This is a genomic window from Saccharopolyspora sp. NPDC047091, assembly GCF_040643635.1.
Classification (GTDB): domain Bacteria; phylum Actinomycetota; class Actinomycetes; order Mycobacteriales; family Pseudonocardiaceae; genus Saccharopolyspora_C.
Genome location: NZ_JBEYUS010000009.1, coordinates 1 through 15,802, shown reverse-complemented (window position 1 = coordinate 15,802; position 15,802 = coordinate 1). Strand labels below are relative to the sequence as shown.

Here is a 15,802-nt window from a genome sequence, read left to right as displayed (position 1 = left end):
GGGCGAACTCCCTCGTGTGCGGGCGGATTCCCCCGTGTGCGGGCGGATTCCCCCGTGTGCGGACGGATTCCGGCCGATCGGGTTCAGGACTCGAAGTGGATGCGCTTGATCGGGCCCATCACGGCGAACCCGACGAGCGCGAGCAACCCGTGAGCGGCGACGAACCAGAGGGCGGTGGTGAACGAACCGGTGGCCTGCACGGTGTAGCCGATGACGATGGGCGTCACGATGCCCGCCGCGTTGCCGAAGGCGTTCATCGTCGACGCCACGAAGCTCGACGCCTGCGGCGGTGCGATGTCGGTGGTGATCGCCCAGCCCAGCGAGCCGACGCCCTTCCCGAAGAACGCCAGCGTCATCAGCGCCACGATCAGCACGCTGCTGTCGGTCAGGTTGCACAGCCCGATGCTGGTGGCCAGCAGCATCCCGAACACCGACGGCACCTTCCGGGCCGCGGTCAGCGAGAAACCGCGCCGCAGCATCGCATCGGACAGGAAACCGCCGAGCAGTCCGCCGCCGAACCCGCACAGCGCGGGCAGCGCCGCCACGAAACCCACCTCCAGCAGCGACAACCCGCGCCCCTGCACCAGGTACACCGGGAACCAGGTGATGAAGAAGTAGGTCAGCGCGTTCACCGCGTACTGCGAGAGGTACACGCCCCACAGCGCGCGGGCCGCGAAGATCTGCCGGAAGGTCGCCGCGTTCAGCGGGGCCCGCTCCTGCACCCGTTGCGCGTCACCGCTCTTCGGGGCGTCCAGGTCGACGAGGCCGCCACCGGAGCTGATCTTCTCGAACTCGGCCTCGGACACCCGGGGGTGGTCGCGCGGCGAGTCCATCCAGCGCAGCCACAGCGCGGCGAGCGCGAGCCCGAGCACGCCGAGCAGCACGAACACCCAGCGCCAGCCGAACTGGTGGGTGATCCACCCCATCACCGGGGCGAACAGGGCGGTGGCGAAGTACTGCGCGGAGTTGAAGACCGCCGTGGCGCGGCCGCGTTCCGCGGTGGGGAACCAGGCGGTGGCGACCCGCGCGTTCGCCGGGAACGCGGGCGATTCGAACGCGCCCAGCAGCAGCCGCAGCGCGAAGATCGTCGTCACCGCGATCAGCACCGGGGTGGTGACCAGGCCGACGGCGCTGACCGCGAGCGTCACCAGCGTCCACAGCACCAGGCTCCACGCGTAGACCCGGCGGGCGCCGAACCGGTCCAGCAGCATCCCGCCCGGCAGCTGCGCCACCACGTACGCCCAGCTGAACGCGGAGAACACGTAGCCGAGCTGCACGGTGCTGAAGCCCAGTTCCTCCTGCACGCTGCTGCCGGTGATGGACAGGCTGCTGCGGTCGGCGTAGTTCACCACGGTGATCGTGAAGATCAGCGCCAGCACCAGGTAGCGGGTGGGGATGCGCGGCCCCACCGTTCTCCCGGCCGCCGGTTCGATGTCGGACATCGTCGTCCTCCCGGAGGGGAAAGCGGACCGGTAGTCCCGGAGCGGCACCACCGGGGTTCCCGATCGCGAAGTGCCAGCAGACTAGGGGCGCGTGATCATGCGTCGCCAACACCGATTCGGCATCATCCGATGCCGAAAAGGAATCGGAATTCCGCTCGGATCAACGCCGGCCGCCGATCGGAGCAATCTCCGGGACCGGCTCGGCGGAATCCGATTCATCCCGAAATTGCCCGATTGGACCGTTCCGGTGATCGATCTGGAAACATTCGCGAGAATCGTGTGATGATTTCCGCGAAGCCGCTCAGGCTTCCACCGGCGATCCGTGGGGGAACGCCGGACTGGGGTCCAACAGAAAATCGAGGAACAGCGGATGCACATCGCGAAGAAGGCGGCCGCCGCCGTCGCGCTGACCGGCGCCGTCCTGGGAACCGCCCTGGTGGGAGGCGGCACGGCCGCCGCGGTCCCGAACGAATCGGACGGCGTCATCACCATTCTGGGAACCTGCGGGGACAAGTTCTCCCCTTCGGTCGGCGGGGGCGCTGCCGGGTGGACCATCACCTGCGGCGGCGGAAAGGTCCGGGTGCAGGGCTGGGTCAAGGACACCAAGGCGGACGGCAAGGCCGCCGAGGTGTACGGCACCTGGGGCAACGGGGACAGCTTCGGCACCGTCCGGGCCGGCGGGAACGGCACCACGAAGAAGTTCGACAAGTCGCATTCCGGATCGAAGGTGAGCCTCTACCTGCGGGTCATCTGATCCGCTGATCCGCCGCCCGACGAATCGATTCGCACGAGAATCGAACGGGCGGAAATCAGAATCGAAAACCGGGGGCACGCGCGGCGCGCGGAAGAATTGCGCCGCGCGTGTCGCCGCGCGCCCGGGGAATTCCGAACGGCGGTCGAGTCCCGGGAAGTGCGCACCGGACCACGCCGTAGCCTTCCCCGGAGGAAGCGGACGGGCGGAGGGATCGGCGATCAGCACTCGGTGCCCCACGGGCGAGCACGAGCACCACGACGTCTACGAGGCGCAATGCCCGTGCCGGTCGGTGCTGGACCTGCTGGCGAACAAGTGGTCCGCGCTGGCGATCGGCGCCCTGGAGGCGGGACCGCACCGGTTCGGCGCCTTGCAGCGGCGGTTGCAGGGGGTGAGCCCGAAGGTGCTCACCCAGACGTTGCGCCGCCTGGAGACGACGGGCCTGGTGTCGCGGACCGTGTACCCGGAGGTCCCGCTGCACGTCGAGTACGAGCTCACCGAGCTGGGCCGCAGCGCCGCCGTCCCGCTCAACGCCTTGCGCTCCTGGGTCGAGGACCACCTGCACGACCTGTCCCACTAGGACACCGCTCACCGCAGGGCGGCACCCCTCCGCCGATCGGCGCGGGAGGTTCCGGGGTGCGCTCACCCCGGCGCCCGCGCACGTCGCCCACCGGCCGGCCCGTCCGGGCCCCGCTCCCGCGAGATCGCTCGCGCCCGCTCCCGCGCCGATGCGAGCCGTTCGGCCGCCCGCGAACCCGCCCGGCCGCGGGCTGTTGACTGCGCCACACCGCGGCCATATTGTTCCGATTCGCAATTTGATACAAAACCTGACTTGCGGGAGCGCACATGACGATCACCGGCAGATCGTTGCCCCGGCGGACTCGCCGCCGAGCGCGAACAGCGGCGGACCCCGTGCTGACGCGCGGCGGACTCGCCGCCCGGATCACCGCCGCGGCCGCCGGACTCGTCCTGGTCACCGCAGGCGCGGCCTCGGCGTGGGACACCGCCCGCTCCGGTGCGGGCCCCCGCGACAAGCTCAAGATCGTGGCCCCGGCCGCGCCCGGCGGCGGCTGGGACACCACCGCCCGCGAGCTCCAGCACGCCGCGCAGGAGAACGACCTCACCGGCACCGCCGAAGTGCTCAACATCGAGGGCGCGGGCGGCACCATCGGGCTCGCCCGCACCCTGAACCAGCCCGGCGACCCGAACACGCTGCTGCTCACCGGCACGACGATGCTCGGCGCGATCGAGATCAACGGCTCCCCACCCGCGTAGCGGACACCACGCCCATCGCCCGGATCACCGAGGACTACGACGCGATCGTGGTGCCCGCGGACTCGCCGCTGCGCACCGTGCACGACCTCGTGGACCAGTGGCGGCGCGACTCCGGTGGGGTCGTCGTGGGCGGCGGCTCCATCGGCAGCCTGGACCACCTGCTGGCCGGGTCGGCGGCGGCCGAAGCAGGAGTGGGGCCCGCGGGGCTGAACTACATCGCCTACTCCGGCGGCGGCGAGATGGTCGCCGCGCTGCTCGGTGACCACCTCGACGTCGGCGTCGCCAACACCGACGAGATCAGCGACCAGGTCGCCGCGGGGGAGCTGCGGGTGCTCGGCGTCTCCGCGCCGCAGCGCACCGCCGACCTGCCGGACGCGCCGACGCTGCGCGAAGCGGGCATCGACATCGTGCTGTCGAACTGGCGCGGGCTCGTCGCCGCACCCGGCATCACCGCCGAGCAGGCCGCGGACATGCGCGCGTTCGCCCGCGAGCTCACCGCCACCCCGCAGTGGCGGGACGCGCTGCGGCGCAACGGCTGGCTGGACGGGTTCCAGGACGGGCCCGCGTTCGACCGCACCCTCGCGGCGGAGACCGACCGGATCCGCGAGATCACCGAAGAACTGGGGCTCGCATGACCACCACGGACACCACCACCGGACGCGGCGCCGACCGGCTGCTCGCCGGGATCGTGCTCCTGCTCGGCGGTTTCCTCGTCGTCGGAGGACTTCGGTTACCGCTGCCGCTCAACGTCGGCTACCTCGGCCCGCAGTGGTTCCCGATCGCCGTCGGCGCGCTGCTGGTCGTGCTGTCCGGCGCGCTGCTGCGCGGCGCGGGCCGGCGGGCCGAACCACCGGAGCGGACCGATCTGCGCGCGTTCCTGCTCGTCGTCGCCACCCTCGCCGCGCACCTCGTGCTGCTGGTGCTGCTCGGCTGGATCCCGGCGGGCACCGCGCTGTTCTGGGGCATCGCGCGGGCGCTCGGCAGCGGGCGGGCCCTGTTCGACCTCGGCGTGGCGGCGGTGTTCGCCTGCGCCGTCCAGTTCGCCTTCACCGCCGGTCTCGGCGTCGCGCTGCCGGTCGGTCTGCTCGCGGAGGTGCTGTGATGGACGCCTGGACCCTGCTGCTCGGCGGCTTCGCCGACGCGCTGTCCCCGGGGAACCTGCTGCTGTGCCTGGTCGGCGTGGTGCTCGGCACCGCCGTCGGCGTGCTGCCCGGGCTGGGCAGCTCGATGGCAGTGGCGATGCTGATCCCGCTGACGTTCCGGCTGGACCCGACCGGGGCGTTCATCATGCTGGCCGGGGTGTACTTCGGCGGGCAGTTCGGCGGGGCCACCACCGCGATCCTGCTCAACACGCCCGGCCAGTCCTCCTCGATGGCCACCGCGTTCGAGGGCTTCCTGATGGCCCGCGCCGGGCGCGCCCCGCAGGCGCTGGCGACCTCGGTGCTCGGGTCGTTCGTCGGCGGCACCATCGCCTGCGTCGCGGTGGTGTTCTGCGCGCCGTACCTGGTGGACTTCGCGCTGCGGTTCGGGCCCGCCGAGTACTTCGCGCTCGCGCTGTTCGCGTTCGCCGCCACCGCCGCGGTCGTCGCCGATTCCGCGGTGCGCGGGTTGACCGCACTGGGGCTGGGCCTCGCGCTGGGGAGCGTCGGCATCGACGCGCAGACCGGGGTGGCGCGCTACACCCTCGGCGCCGACGCGCTGCTCGACGGGGTGAGCGTCGTCGTGGTCACGGTCGGGATGCTCGCCATCGGCGAAGTGCTGCACGTCGCCGCCCGCGGCCCCGGCACCCAGCGGTTGCAGGACGTCGGCTCCGGGCGGCCCTGGTTGAGCCGCCGGGACCTGCGGCGTTCGTTCCTGCCGTGGCTGCGCGGCACCGCCGTCGGACTGCCGTTCGGCGCGATCCCCGCGGGCGGCTCGGAGATCCCCACGTTCCTGTCCCTCGGGCTGGAGCGGCGGCTGGCCCGCCGCCGGGGCGACTCCGAGTTCGGGCGCGGCGCCATCGAGGGCGTCGCCGCACCCGAGGCATCGAACAACTCGACCACCGCGGTGTCGCTGGTGCCGCTGCTCGGCCTGGGCCTGCCGACCTCCGCGACCGCGGCGATCATGCTCGGCGCGTTCCAGCAGTACGGGATGCAGCCGGGGCCGCTGCTGTTCGAGAAGGAGGGCGACCTCGTCTGGGCGCTGCTGGCGAGCCTGTTCATCGGCAACGTGCTGCTGCTGGTGCTGAACCTCCCGTTCGCCCCGGTGTGGGCGAAGCTGCTGAGCATCCCGCAGCACTACCTGTACGCGGCGATCGCCGTGTTCGCGACGCTCGGCGCCTACTCCGCGAAGCTGGCGATCTCGGACGTGGTGCTGGTCTACCTGGTCGGCTTGCTCAGCTTCCTGTTGCGGCGCACCGGGGTTCCGCTCGCGCCGGTGCTGATCGGCGTGATCCTCGGGCCGCTCGCCGAACGCGAACTGCGTCGGGCGATGGCCCTCGGGCAGGGGGACGTGCTGGTGCTGCTGGACGGCCCGATCGCGGTCGGCCTGTACTGGGTGCTGGCAGTGACCCTGGTGGTGGCGCTCGGGATGCGCTGGAGGGCCGCGGCGCGTGGGTGACGGCGAGCCGGTGCCCGCCGTTTAGCATCGCCTCGACGACGACCGCGGCGAGGAGATCATGGCCCCCACCATCGAGATGCAGGTCATCGACCTGATCCGGCGTTCCGGTCTGGAGCGGGGCGCGCACGTGCGCGAGCAGTGGGCGGCCGATTCGCTGGGCCTCTCCCGGTCGCCGGTGCGCAAGGCGCTGTCCGCCCTCGCCGAGCTGGGCCTGGTGACCCGGCAGCCGAACCGCGGCTACTTCCTCAACCGCTCGGCGGCGGAGCTGGCGCACGTGGACCTCTCGGCGGGCGACGCCGTGGAGGACGCCTACTTCCGCATCGGTGACGACCACCTCAGCGGCCGGTTCTCCGGCGAGTTCACCACCGCCGAGGTGTGCCGCCGGTACGGCCTCACCGCGCGGGAGGCCGACCGGGTCCTGCTGCGGATGGAGCGGGAGGACCTGATCCGGCGCAGACCCGGCCGCGGCTGGGCGTTCCAGCACCTGCTGACCACGGCGGAGGCGCACGACCAGAGCTACCGGTTCCGCATGATCGTGGAGCCGGCGGCGGTGCTGGAACCCGGGTTCGCCGTGGACGCCGAGAAGTTCGCGCTGCACCGCGAGCAGCAGCGGGCCCTGCTGCACGGGGACGCGCTGCTGCTGCCGCGCGGTGAGCTGTTCCGGGTGAACGCGGAGTTCCACGAGATGGTGGTGGGGTGTGCGGCGAACGCGTACCTGCTGGACGCGGTCAGCCGGGTCAACCGGGTGCGCAGGCTCGTCGAGTACCGGCACCAGACGGACCGGCAGCGGTTGGTCCGGCAGGCGCGGGAGCACCTGGAGCTGCTGGACCTGCTGGAGGCCGGGGACCGCGAGGCGGCGTCCCGGTTCCTGCGCGGCCACCTCGACGAGGTGCGCGCGGTGAAGACGCGGTTGCCGGGAACTCGCTGAACCATTTTGTTTTTCTTCGCGGATTCGTACAATCAACACCATGGTCGGAACCGCTGAACTCACCGTCGGCGAGCGCACGCACCGGTACGTCCCGCTGCGGGAGATCGCCTCCGAGGCGGAGCTGGCCGCGCTGCCGCACGCCATCCGCGTGCTGCTGGAGAACGTGGCCCGCCGGGCACCCGCCGCGCTGCCCGCCGTGCTGCGCCGGGCGCGGGACCGCACCGGCGACTGCGAAGTCCCGGTGCACCCGAACCGGATCATGCTGCACGACACCACCTGCCTGCCCGCGCTCGCCGACTTCGCCGGCATGCGCGACGGGATCGCCGAACTCGGCGGCGACCCGGAGCTGCTGCAGCCCGCGATCCCGGTGGACCTCACCGTCGACCACTCGGTCATCACCGAGGAGTACGGCACCGCCGACGCGGCGGAGCGAAACCTGCTCATCGACTTCCGGCGCAACCGGGAGCGCTACGAGTTCATCAAGTGGGCCGAGGGCAGCGTGCGGAACTTCCGCGTCGTGCCACCGGGAACCGGCATCATCCACCAGGTCAACATGGAATCCCTCGCGCGCGTGGTGTGGGCGGACGAATCCGGCGACGTGCCCGTCCTGCACCCCGACCTGCTGGTGGCCACCGACAGCCACACCCCGATGATCAACTCGATCGGGGTGGTCGGCTGGGGCGTCGGCGGGCTGCAGGCGCAGGCGGCGATGCTCGGCGAGCCCGTCGTCATCCCGTTCCCCACCGTCGTCGGCGTGCGGCTGCTGGGCCGGCTCCGCAGCGGGGTCACCGCGACCGACCTGGCGCTGACCGCGACCGAGGTGCTGCGGGCGCACGGCGTCATCGACAAGTTCGTCGAGTTCTTCGGCCCCGGCGCCGCCGACCTCGGCTGGGCGGACCGCGCCGCGGTGGCGAACATGGCGCCCGAGTACGGCGCCACCTGCGCGTACTTCCCGTTCGACCGGCAGGCGCTGGACTACCTCGAACTCACCGGCCGCGACGCCGAGCACCGGGCCGTGGTGGCGGCGTACCTGCGGGCGCAGGGGCTGTTCCGCACCGGCGCGGAACCCGACCCGGTCTACGACGAGCTGCTCACGCTCGACCTGGACGCGGTGGAACCGAGCGTCGCCGGGCCCCGGCTGCCGCACGCGCGGCTCCCGCTGTCCCAGGTGCCCGCCGCCTTCCGCGCCGCCGCCGGGGAGCAGGAACCCGCCGTGGGCGCCTTCGACGAGCCGGTCCCGGCGGGCGGCATCGCCATCGCCTCCATCACCAGCTGCACCAACACGGCGAACCCGGCGCTGATGGTGCAGGCCGGGCTGCTGGCGCGGCGGGCCGCCGAACGCGGGCTGCGCGCCAAGCCGTGGGTGAAGACCTCGCTGTCACCGGGTTCCCGGGTCGTCAGCGACTACCTCGACGCGGCCGGGCTGCTGGCCGCACTCGGCGACACCGGGTTCCACGTCGCCGGGTTCGGCTGCATGACCTGCATCGGGAACTCGGGGCCGCTGCACCCGGTGGTGGACGAGCTGGTCGACGACGGGTTCGCGGCGACCGCGGTGCTCTCCGGCAACCGCAACTTCGCCGGGCGGGTCAACCCGAAGATCGGCCACTCGTTCCTGGCGTCCCCGCCGCTGGTCGTCGCCTACGCGCTGGCCGGATCGGTGCTGCACGACTTCGAGTCCGAACCGCTCGGGCACGACCGGGACGGAGCTCCGGTGCACCTCGCCGACCTGTGGCCCTCCGACGACGAAGTGCACCGGGTCGTCGCGGAATCGGTGCGGCCCGAGATGTTCCGCGCCAACACCGACCGGCTCCGCGACGGCACCGCGCACTGGCGGGAGCTGGGCGCCCCCGGCGGCACCCGGTTCCCGTGGGACCCCGGATCGACCTACATCCGCCGGCCGCCGTACGTGGCGGGCCTGCCCCGGGAGCCGCGCGGGGAGCTCGGGTTCGCCGGGGGCCGCGTGCTGCTGCTGCTCGGCGACGACGTCACCACCGACCACATCTCCCCCGCAGGAGCCATCCCCGCCGACAGCGCAGCGGGCCGGTACCTGCGGGAGCGCGGCACCCCGCCGCAGGACCTGAACCAGTACTCCACCCGGCGCAGCAACCACGAGGTGATGCTGCGCGGGGCGTTCACCAACCGGGCGGTGGTGAACCGGCTGCTGCCGGAGTCGGAGGCGGAGACGGGTGCCCGTGCGCTCGACGCGGCCGGGCGACCGGCTTCCGCGCACGACGCCGCGCTGTCCTGCCGCGCGGCCGGAATTCCGCTGATCGTCGTCGCGGGCCGGAACTACGGCGCCGGATCCAGCCGGGACTGGGCGGCGAAGGCGCAGGCGCTGCTGGGCGTGCGCGCGGTGCTCGCCGAGAACTTCGAGCGCATCCACCGCAGCAACCTGATCGGCATGGGCGTGCTGCCGCTGCTGTTCGAGCCAGGCGAATCCGCCGCCGACCACGGGTTCGGCGCCACCGACGAGCTCGCCCTGACGGTGCCGGCGGAGCTGGTGCCGGGCTTGAACCGGCTCCACTTGGCGATCACCCGGCGGGACGGGGCGGTGCGCTCGCTCACCGTGCTGCTGCGGATGGATTCGGACAGCGAGATCGCCTACCTGCGACACGGCGGCACCCTCCCCTACGTGATCCGCCGGGCACTGCCGCTGGGGTGAGCGCTCACCGCACGTCTCCTTCGGCTACGCCGACGAGTCCGATCCGGCGAACGCGCTGCGGATGCCCCGCGCCGCGCTCGCCGAGACCACCCGGTTCCACCGCTGACACCAGCCGACACCGCCGACGCCCGCCGACACCACCGCCGACACCGCAGACACCGCAGACACCGCGATCTGCGCCGAACCGATGGAACATCCGGCGCGGAACCGGCAAGATCACCTGGATGGACGAGGACACGACCGCGGCCCGCCCGCCGCGGAAGCGGTGGCGCCGCGCGCTCGCGGGCGTGCTGATCGCGTGCGCCGCGCTGCTGCTGGCCGGCGGGACCGCGTTCGGCGTCGGCTACCTGGTGTGGCCCATCCCGGACCCGGTCGAGATCGCGGCCCGCACCGATCAGTCGGTGCTGATCGCGCACTCCGACGGCACCGAGCTGACCCGGATCGTGCCGTCCTCGGGGAACCGGACCATGGTCGACGACCTGCGCGCGGAGGTGTCGGAGCCGATGCGCAACGCGACCCTCGCCGCCGAGGACATCTCGTTCTACCGCAACAGCGGGTTCGACCCGATCGGCATCCTGCGGGCCGCGTGGTCGCAGGTCACCGGGGGCGTCGGCGGCGGCTCCACGCTCACCCAGCAGTACGTCAAGCTCGCCACCGGCGCCGACGAGCACAGCTACACGCGCAAGTTCAAGGAGGTCGTGCTCGCGGTCAAGGTGACCAACGAGCTGCCCAAGGACGAGATCCTGCAGGCCTACCTGAACACCGCCTACTACGGCCGCGGCGCGTACGGGGTGCACGCGGCGGCCGACGCGTACTTCGGCAAGCGGCCCGCCGACCTGGACCCGAGCGAATCGGCGCTGCTGGCCGGGATGGTGCAGCGCCCGACGGAGAACGACCCCGCCTACGACCCGGAGCAGGGCCGGGCCCGCTGGGAGTACGTCGCCGGGCAGCTGCGCGGGCACGACCTGGTCGACGAGGCGCAGGGCGCGGCGATGCGGATGCCCGCCACCCGGGAGCGCTTCGCCTGGCGCGGCGAATCGCTGTCCGGCACCACCTACGAGATCCGCCAGCAGGTGCTGGAGGAGGCCGAGCGGGCGGGCTTCACCGAGGACACCTTGCAGCGCGGCGGCTACTCGGTCGTCACCACCATCGACTCCGTCGCGCAGCGCTCGGCGGAGGAGGCCGTCGCCGAGGTGACCGCCCGTGCGCCGGGATCGCACGCGGCGCTGGTCGCGATCGAGCCCGGCACCGGCGAGGTGCGCGCCTACCACAGCGGCACCGCGGCACCGGGCGGCTACGACTGGGCCGCGGCACCGCAGTACCCGGGCACGGCGTTCGAACCGTTCGTGCCGTTCCTGCGGCCCCCGCCGCCGCGGGTCGCGCAGGTGGCGCCCTGCGAACGGGAGTGCACCGGCGCGCAGGAACAGGTCGAGCAGACCGCGGCGCGACTCGGCTTCGACACCGGCGCGTGGCGGTCCGGCCCGGACTTCTTCGAGCGGCTGGAGGCGGGCGAGCAGCCGGTCAGCGCCGTCGACGTCGCGCACGCCTACGCGACGATCGCCGCGAACGGGCAGGAGCGGAAGCCGCGGATGCTGGGCGAGATCCGGGACAAGGAGGGCCGGGTGGTGCTGTCCGCCGAGTCCGCACCGCGACCCGCGTTCGCCGCGGACGCCGCCGACTCGGCGGCGCTCGCGGACGAGATCGCCGGTGCCCAGTGGCCGGGGTCGGCGGACCGGCGCGGATCGGCGCGCCAAGTGGTGGAGCGCGGCTGGTACCACTCGATGACGGCGTGGACGAACGGGTTCAACCCGTGGCTGTCGACCTCGGTGGTGCTCAGCGCCGCGGACGAGCAGAACCGGCAGCGGCCGCTGGTCGGCACGGACGGGCGCCCGTTGGACGGGACGAACGCGACCGACGACATCTGGCGCCTGTTCGACCTGGGCCGCGTCACCGGTGTCGCCGACGCACCCCCGACAGATCAGTAGACCGGTCGTCTAGAATAGAGATCGGCCGGACGGGGAACCCCGGACGCGGGCCCCGCCCGACCGAACCGCAGCCGACGTGGAAAGCAGCTCATGAAGGTCTTGATCGTCCTCACCTCGCACGACCGCCTCGGCGACACCGGGAACCAGACCGGTTTCTGGCTGGAAGAGCTCGCCGCGCCCTACTACCGCCTGCAGGACGCCGGCGCCGAACTGGTGCTCGCCTCCCCGCAGGGCGGCGCACCCCCGCTCGACCCGAACAGCAGTGCACCCGACGCGCAGACCGACGCGACCCGGCGCTTCGAAGCCGATCCGCAGGCGACCGCCGCGCTCGCCGCCACGGTCCGGCTGGACTCGGTGTCCGCCGACGACTTCGACGCCGTCTTCTACCCCGGCGGGCACGGCCCGCTCTGGGACCTCGCCGAGGACCAGCACTCGATCCGGCTGATCCAGGACGTGCTGGGCGCCGGAAAACCGGTCGCGCTCGTCTGCCACGCCCCCGGCGTGCTGCGGCACGTCGTGAACCCGGACGGTTCCCCGCTGGTGCGCGGCAAGCGCGTCACCGGGTTCACCGACTCCGAGGAGGCCGCGGTGCAGCTCACCGAGGTCGTGCCGTTCCTGGTGGAGGACGAGCTGAAGTCCCTCGGCGGCGACTTCTCGCAGGGCCCGGACTGGTCGTCCTACGTGCTGCGCGACGGCCTGCTCATCACCGGCCAGAACCCCGCGTCCTCGGCCGCGGCCGCCGACGAGCTGCTCGCACTGCTCTCCTGACCGGAGACCGTTCCAGCGGCTGGGTAACCTTGGCGCCCATGACCAGGAAGGACACCCGCACCGCGCTGCTGGACGCCGCGCAGCGGATCTTCGCGAACAAGGGCTACGCGGCGGTGGGCATCAAGGAGGTGCTCACCGAGGTGGGCGTGCCGAAGGGGTCCTTCTACCACTACTTCGGGTCGAAGGACTCCTTCGGCGAGGCCGTGCTCGACAAGTACTTCGCGGAGTACCTGGCCGAGGTGGACCGGATGCTCGCCGAACCCGGCGCGGACTGGGCGACGCGGCTGCTGCGCTACTGGGACTCCTGGCACGACACCCAGGGCCTGGACGACTGCCAGGGGCGGTGCCTGGCGGTGAAGCTCGGCGCGGAGGTCGCCGACCTGTCCGAGCCGATGCGGCGCTCGCTGCAGGCGGGCACGACCGCGGTGATCGACCGGCTGGAGATCGCGATCACCGGCGGCCGGGAGGACGGATCGCTGGCGCCGCAGGGCGAATCCCGCGTGCTCGCCGAAGCCCTGTACGAGCTGTGGCTCGGCGCCAGCGTGCTCGCGAAGGTCCGCCGCGAGCTCGGCCCGTTGGACGGCGCCCGCGCGGTGACCCGCACCCTGCTCGGCCTCCGGCCGTAAGGCGGCTGGTCCGCGGCCCGCCGTCCGCGGCTCCTGGCCCACGTCCCGCAAACCCGTGAGCCCGTGAGCCTCGCGAGCCCGCGAGCCCGCGAGGAAGTCCCCTACCCCACCACCGCGCGCAGCGCCGCCTCCAGCCGGTCCACGCCCTCGTGCAGGTCGGCGTCCGCGATGGTCAGCGGCGGCGCGATGCGGAAGATCCCGCCCATGCCGGGCAGCTGCACGATGTTCACGTGCAGCCCCCGCTCCAGGCAGGCGGCGGTGACGGCGCGGCCGAGGTCGTCGGCCGGGGTCTTGCTCGCCTTGTCCGTCACCAGCTCGATGCCCTGCAGCAGGCCGCGACCGCGCACGTCCCCCACCACCTCGTACCGGTCCTGCAGGTCCAGCAGCCGGGACCGCAGCTCCTTGCCGAGCAGCGCGGCCCGGGACACCAGGTCGTCGCGCTCCAGCACGTCGAGCACGGCCAGCGCCACCGAGGCGGCGAGCGGATCGGACACGTGGGTGGTGAAGAACAGGAATCCCCGCTCGTGGCAGGACTCCTCGATCTCCGGCGAGGTCAGCACCGCGGCGACCGGGATGCCCGCGCCGAGCGTCTTCGACAGCGTCAGCAGGTCCGGCACCACGCCGTCGCGTTCGAACGCGTACATCGTGCCGGTGCGGCCGAGGCCGGTCTGCGCCTCGTCGAGGACCAGCAGCATGCCGCGCCGGTCGCAGTGCTCGCGCAGCTTCGCCAGGTAGCCCGCGGGGAGTTCGATGATGCCGCCGGAGGACAGGATCGGTTCCACCACGCAGGCGGCGAAGTTCCCGGTGGACTGCTGATCGACGAGCCGGAAGCCGTAGTCCAGTTCGGACTCCCAGTCGTAGGAGCCGTCGGCGTGCCGGAACGGCGAGCGGTAGGCGTCCGGCGTCGGCAACGTCAGGTTCCCGGGCACCGGCGGCCCGTACCCGCGGCGGCCCGCGGAGAACGTGGCGGCCGCGGCACCGGAGGTCATGCCGTGCCAGGAGCGGTCGAAGGCGACGACCTCGTAGCCGCCGGTGTGCAGCTTCGCCATCTTGATGGCGGCCTCGTTGGACTCGGCGCCGGTGCTCAGCAGCAGCATCCGCTCCAGCGGGTCCGGCAGCGTCGCGGCGAGCCGCCTGCCGAGCTCCACGACCGGCCTGCTCAGCATTCCCGAGTACAGGTGGCCGAGGTTCGCGACCGCGTCCCCCGCCGCGCGCACCACGTCCGGGTGCGCGTGGCCGAGCAGCGCGCTCATCTGCCCGGACGTGAAGTCCAGGATGGCGTTCCCGTCCGAGTCGTGGACGTGCGCGCCCTCGGCCCGCTCGATGATCCGCGGGGTGAAGGGCCCGCCGTACCTGACGAGGTGGTCGGCGGCGAACCGCCAGAAGTCCTGGTCGTCCACTGTCCGCTCCCGGCTCGGCGCCACGTGTGCGACGCCGAGCCTAACGATCGGTGGCGGGACGGCAAGGGTGCTAGCCGCGCGGCTTGAGCGGTTTGCGCCCGACTCCCGCCCAGATCCCGGACTGCTCGGGGTGCTCGAACCCGAGGTCCTTGGTGTGGTTGGGGCTGCGGTCCTCCGGGTGCCACTCGGACGTCCAGGCCATGCCCGGTTCCATCAGCTCGAAGTCGCCGAGCAGGCCTTCGATGTCCTTGCGGGGCCGCCAGATCACCGGGCTGGAGGAGCGGTCGTACATGGCCTTGATGCCCGCGAGCTTGTCCTCCATCTCCGGCAGCACCCCGTCGTCGGTGATGTGCGAGATCACGAGGTACGAGCCGGGCGGCACCAACTCGCGGTAGCGGGCGACGACCTGCTCGGAGACGTCGGTGCCGTCGGGTCCGAACTGCTGGACGTGCAGGACCGCGATGAGCAGCACCGCGATCGGCTTCTCCAGGTCCAGCACGCCGGTTTCGAGCGCGCGCTGCCACAGCTTGTCCGGGTTGCGCAGGTCCGCGTTGACGGCGGCGTGCCGGTTCGGGTCGCCGTGCTTGTCCAGCAGCACCTTGGAGTGCGCGACGGCGACCGGCTCGTTGTCGATGTAGACGACGCGCGAGTCCGGTTCGATCTCCTCGGCCACCGAGTGCGTGTTGCCCATCGTCGGCACGCCGGATCCGATGTCGATGAACTGGTGCACGCCGTGCGCGACCAGCCGCCGCACCGCGCGGTGCAGGAACAGCCGGTTGCTGATCGCGATCGGGCGCAGCAGCGGGTACTTGTCGATGACGCTGCGCCCGAAGGCGCGGTCGATGGCCCAGTTCGCGTCGCCGCCGAGGTACCAGTCGTACACCCGGGCCACGCTGGGCTTGGTCAAGTCCGCGGTTTGCGGTGGGTACGGGTCCTTGCCCGAGACGCTCATACGTGTGATCTTCCTGCCGCCGCCGAGAAGCCGTCCGCACACTGTAGTACTCCGCGTGCACGCTGTGATCCACGCGCGGTCACCGAACCGCTCCAGCGCGGAACCACCCCTCGGGGACCAGGAGAGAAGCCCGGAACTCCCCACCCGACACGCCGAAACCCGCCCGGCCGCGCGGGCCGGGCGGGCGAGCGGGCGACGGCACCGCAGGCACCCACCGCCGACACCCCGAAAGAACCCGATGGCCCACCCGACGGGCCGTGCCGTCTTCCTGTCAGCGGCGAAGCCGCTGAGCGGCGACCACGCAAGACACCGGCACCGCAGCGGGTTCTCAGCGGTTCCCTCGCGAGGACAGCGATTTCTCCTGTGGCGGAGCCACCGGTGAAATCGATCCCGCAGCGAGGGAACCGCTGAGGTT

15 protein-coding genes are annotated in these 15,802 nt (G+C 72.3%); 11 read left to right on the top strand and 4 right to left on the bottom strand.

The annotated features are described in order from the left end of the window. Positions 1-83: 83 nt before the first annotated feature. Positions 84-1,442 carry an MFS transporter gene (locus ABZ805_RS06830; RefSeq protein ID WP_358435465.1) on the bottom strand — a complete coding sequence of 453 codons (1,359 nt, stop codon included), beginning with the start codon at positions 1,440-1,442 and terminating at the stop codon, positions 84-86. A 370-nt stretch (positions 1,443-1,812) separates the two neighbouring features. Between ABZ805_RS06830 and ABZ805_RS06825 the strand changes: the two genes are divergently transcribed. The 8 genes from ABZ805_RS06825 (at position 1,813) to acnA (ending at position 9,656) form a co-directional block, all read left to right on the top strand. Beyond that, on the top strand, positions 1,813-2,196 hold the full coding sequence (locus tag ABZ805_RS06825) for a hypothetical protein (RefSeq protein ID WP_358435462.1): 384 nt from the start codon (positions 1,813-1,815) through the stop codon (positions 2,194-2,196). A 289-nt stretch (positions 2,197-2,485) separates the two neighbouring features. After that, positions 2,486-2,773 carry a helix-turn-helix domain-containing protein gene (locus ABZ805_RS06820; RefSeq protein WP_358435459.1) on the top strand — a complete coding sequence of 96 codons (288 nt, stop codon included), beginning with the start codon at positions 2,486-2,488 and terminating at the stop codon, positions 2,771-2,773. Between the two features lie 332 nt (positions 2,774-3,105). Continuing rightward, a complete protein-coding gene (locus ABZ805_RS06815; protein ID WP_358435456.1) occupies positions 3,106-3,468 on the top strand; it encodes a hypothetical protein in 363 nt (120 codons plus the stop codon). Positions 3,469-3,515: 47 nt separating this feature from the next. Beyond that, positions 3,516-4,103, top strand: coding sequence for a tripartite tricarboxylate transporter substrate-binding protein (locus tag ABZ805_RS06810; RefSeq protein WP_358435454.1), 588 nt, complete (start codon positions 3,516-3,518; stop codon positions 4,101-4,103). Then, entirely contained in the window at positions 4,100-4,570 is a 471-nt protein-coding gene (locus ABZ805_RS06805) for a tripartite tricarboxylate transporter TctB family protein (RefSeq protein WP_358435451.1), read from the top strand. Before ABZ805_RS06810 ends, ABZ805_RS06805 begins: the two co-directional genes overlap by 4 nt. Continuing rightward, positions 4,570-6,066: a tripartite tricarboxylate transporter permease gene (locus tag ABZ805_RS06800; RefSeq protein WP_358435448.1), complete on the top strand. Its 1,497-nt coding sequence runs from the start codon at positions 4,570-4,572 to the stop codon at positions 6,064-6,066. Before ABZ805_RS06805 ends, ABZ805_RS06800 begins: the two co-directional genes overlap by 1 nt. Before the next feature lie 58 nt (positions 6,067-6,124). Then, positions 6,125-6,994 (top strand): FCD domain-containing protein, encoded by an 870-nt coding sequence (locus ABZ805_RS06795; protein ID WP_358435446.1) that lies wholly within the window; start codon positions 6,125-6,127, stop codon positions 6,992-6,994. Between the two features lie 40 nt (positions 6,995-7,034). Beyond that, positions 7,035-9,656, top strand: a complete 2,622-nt coding sequence (acnA, locus tag ABZ805_RS06790) for an aconitate hydratase AcnA (protein ID WP_358435443.1) — start codon at positions 7,035-7,037, stop codon at positions 9,654-9,656. 24 nt (positions 9,657-9,680) lie between these two features. On the opposite strand, the gene ABZ805_RS06785 is transcribed toward acnA, so the two are convergent. Then, positions 9,681-9,815 (bottom strand): hypothetical protein, encoded by a 135-nt coding sequence (locus tag ABZ805_RS06785; RefSeq protein ID WP_358435441.1) that lies wholly within the window; start codon positions 9,813-9,815, stop codon positions 9,681-9,683. A gap of 65 nt (positions 9,816-9,880) precedes the next feature. On the opposite strand from ABZ805_RS06785, the gene ABZ805_RS06780 reads away from it, so the two are divergent. The 3 genes from ABZ805_RS06780 (at position 9,881) to ABZ805_RS06770 (ending at position 13,035) form a co-directional block, all read left to right on the top strand. Further along, positions 9,881-11,641, top strand: coding sequence for a transglycosylase domain-containing protein (locus ABZ805_RS06780; protein ID WP_358435438.1), 1,761 nt, complete (start codon positions 9,881-9,883; stop codon positions 11,639-11,641). A gap of 90 nt (positions 11,642-11,731) precedes the next feature. Further along, a complete protein-coding gene (locus ABZ805_RS06775; RefSeq protein WP_358435435.1) occupies positions 11,732-12,409 on the top strand; it encodes a type 1 glutamine amidotransferase domain-containing protein in 678 nt (225 codons plus the stop codon). A gap of 38 nt (positions 12,410-12,447) precedes the next feature. Then, the gene (locus ABZ805_RS06770) at positions 12,448-13,035 is read left to right on the top strand and encodes a TetR/AcrR family transcriptional regulator (RefSeq protein ID WP_358435433.1); all 588 of its coding nucleotides are present in this window, start codon (positions 12,448-12,450) and stop codon (positions 13,033-13,035) included. A gap of 101 nt (positions 13,036-13,136) precedes the next feature. Here ABZ805_RS06770 and ABZ805_RS06765 read toward each other — a convergent pair whose 3' ends face one another. After that, on the bottom strand, positions 13,137-14,435 hold the full coding sequence (locus tag ABZ805_RS06765) for an aspartate aminotransferase family protein (RefSeq protein ID WP_358435430.1): 1,299 nt from the start codon (positions 14,433-14,435) through the stop codon (positions 13,137-13,139). Positions 14,436-14,505: 70 nt separating this feature from the next. Beyond that, on the bottom strand, positions 14,506-15,342 hold the full coding sequence (locus ABZ805_RS06760) for an SAM-dependent methyltransferase (RefSeq protein ID WP_358435428.1): 837 nt from the start codon (positions 15,340-15,342) through the stop codon (positions 14,506-14,508). Between the last annotated feature and the right edge of the window lie 460 nt (positions 15,343-15,802).

Coding starts and splice junctions, on each gene's coding strand:
- ABZ805_RS06795 (WP_358435446.1), top strand. CDS start 6,125: ATGGCCCCCACCATCGAGATGCAGGTCATCGACCTGATCCGGCGTTCC.
- ABZ805_RS06775 (WP_358435435.1), top strand. CDS start 11,732: ATGAAGGTCTTGATCGTCCTCACCTCGCACGACCGCCTCGGCGACACC.
- ABZ805_RS06780 (WP_358435438.1), top strand. CDS start 9,881: ATGGACGAGGACACGACCGCGGCCCGCCCGCCGCGGAAGCGGTGGCGC.
- ABZ805_RS06825 (WP_358435462.1), top strand. CDS start 1,813: ATGCACATCGCGAAGAAGGCGGCCGCCGCCGTCGCGCTGACCGGCGCC.
- ABZ805_RS06770 (WP_358435433.1), top strand. CDS start 12,448: ATGACCAGGAAGGACACCCGCACCGCGCTGCTGGACGCCGCGCAGCGG.
- ABZ805_RS06805 (WP_358435451.1), top strand. CDS start 4,100: ATGACCACCACGGACACCACCACCGGACGCGGCGCCGACCGGCTGCTC.
- ABZ805_RS06800 (WP_358435448.1), top strand. CDS start 4,570: ATGGACGCCTGGACCCTGCTGCTCGGCGGCTTCGCCGACGCGCTGTCC.
- acnA (WP_358435443.1), top strand. CDS start 7,035: ATGGTCGGAACCGCTGAACTCACCGTCGGCGAGCGCACGCACCGGTAC.
- ABZ805_RS06830 (WP_358435465.1), bottom strand. CDS start 1,442: ATGTCCGACATCGAACCGGCGGCCGGGAGAACGGTGGGGCCGCGCATC.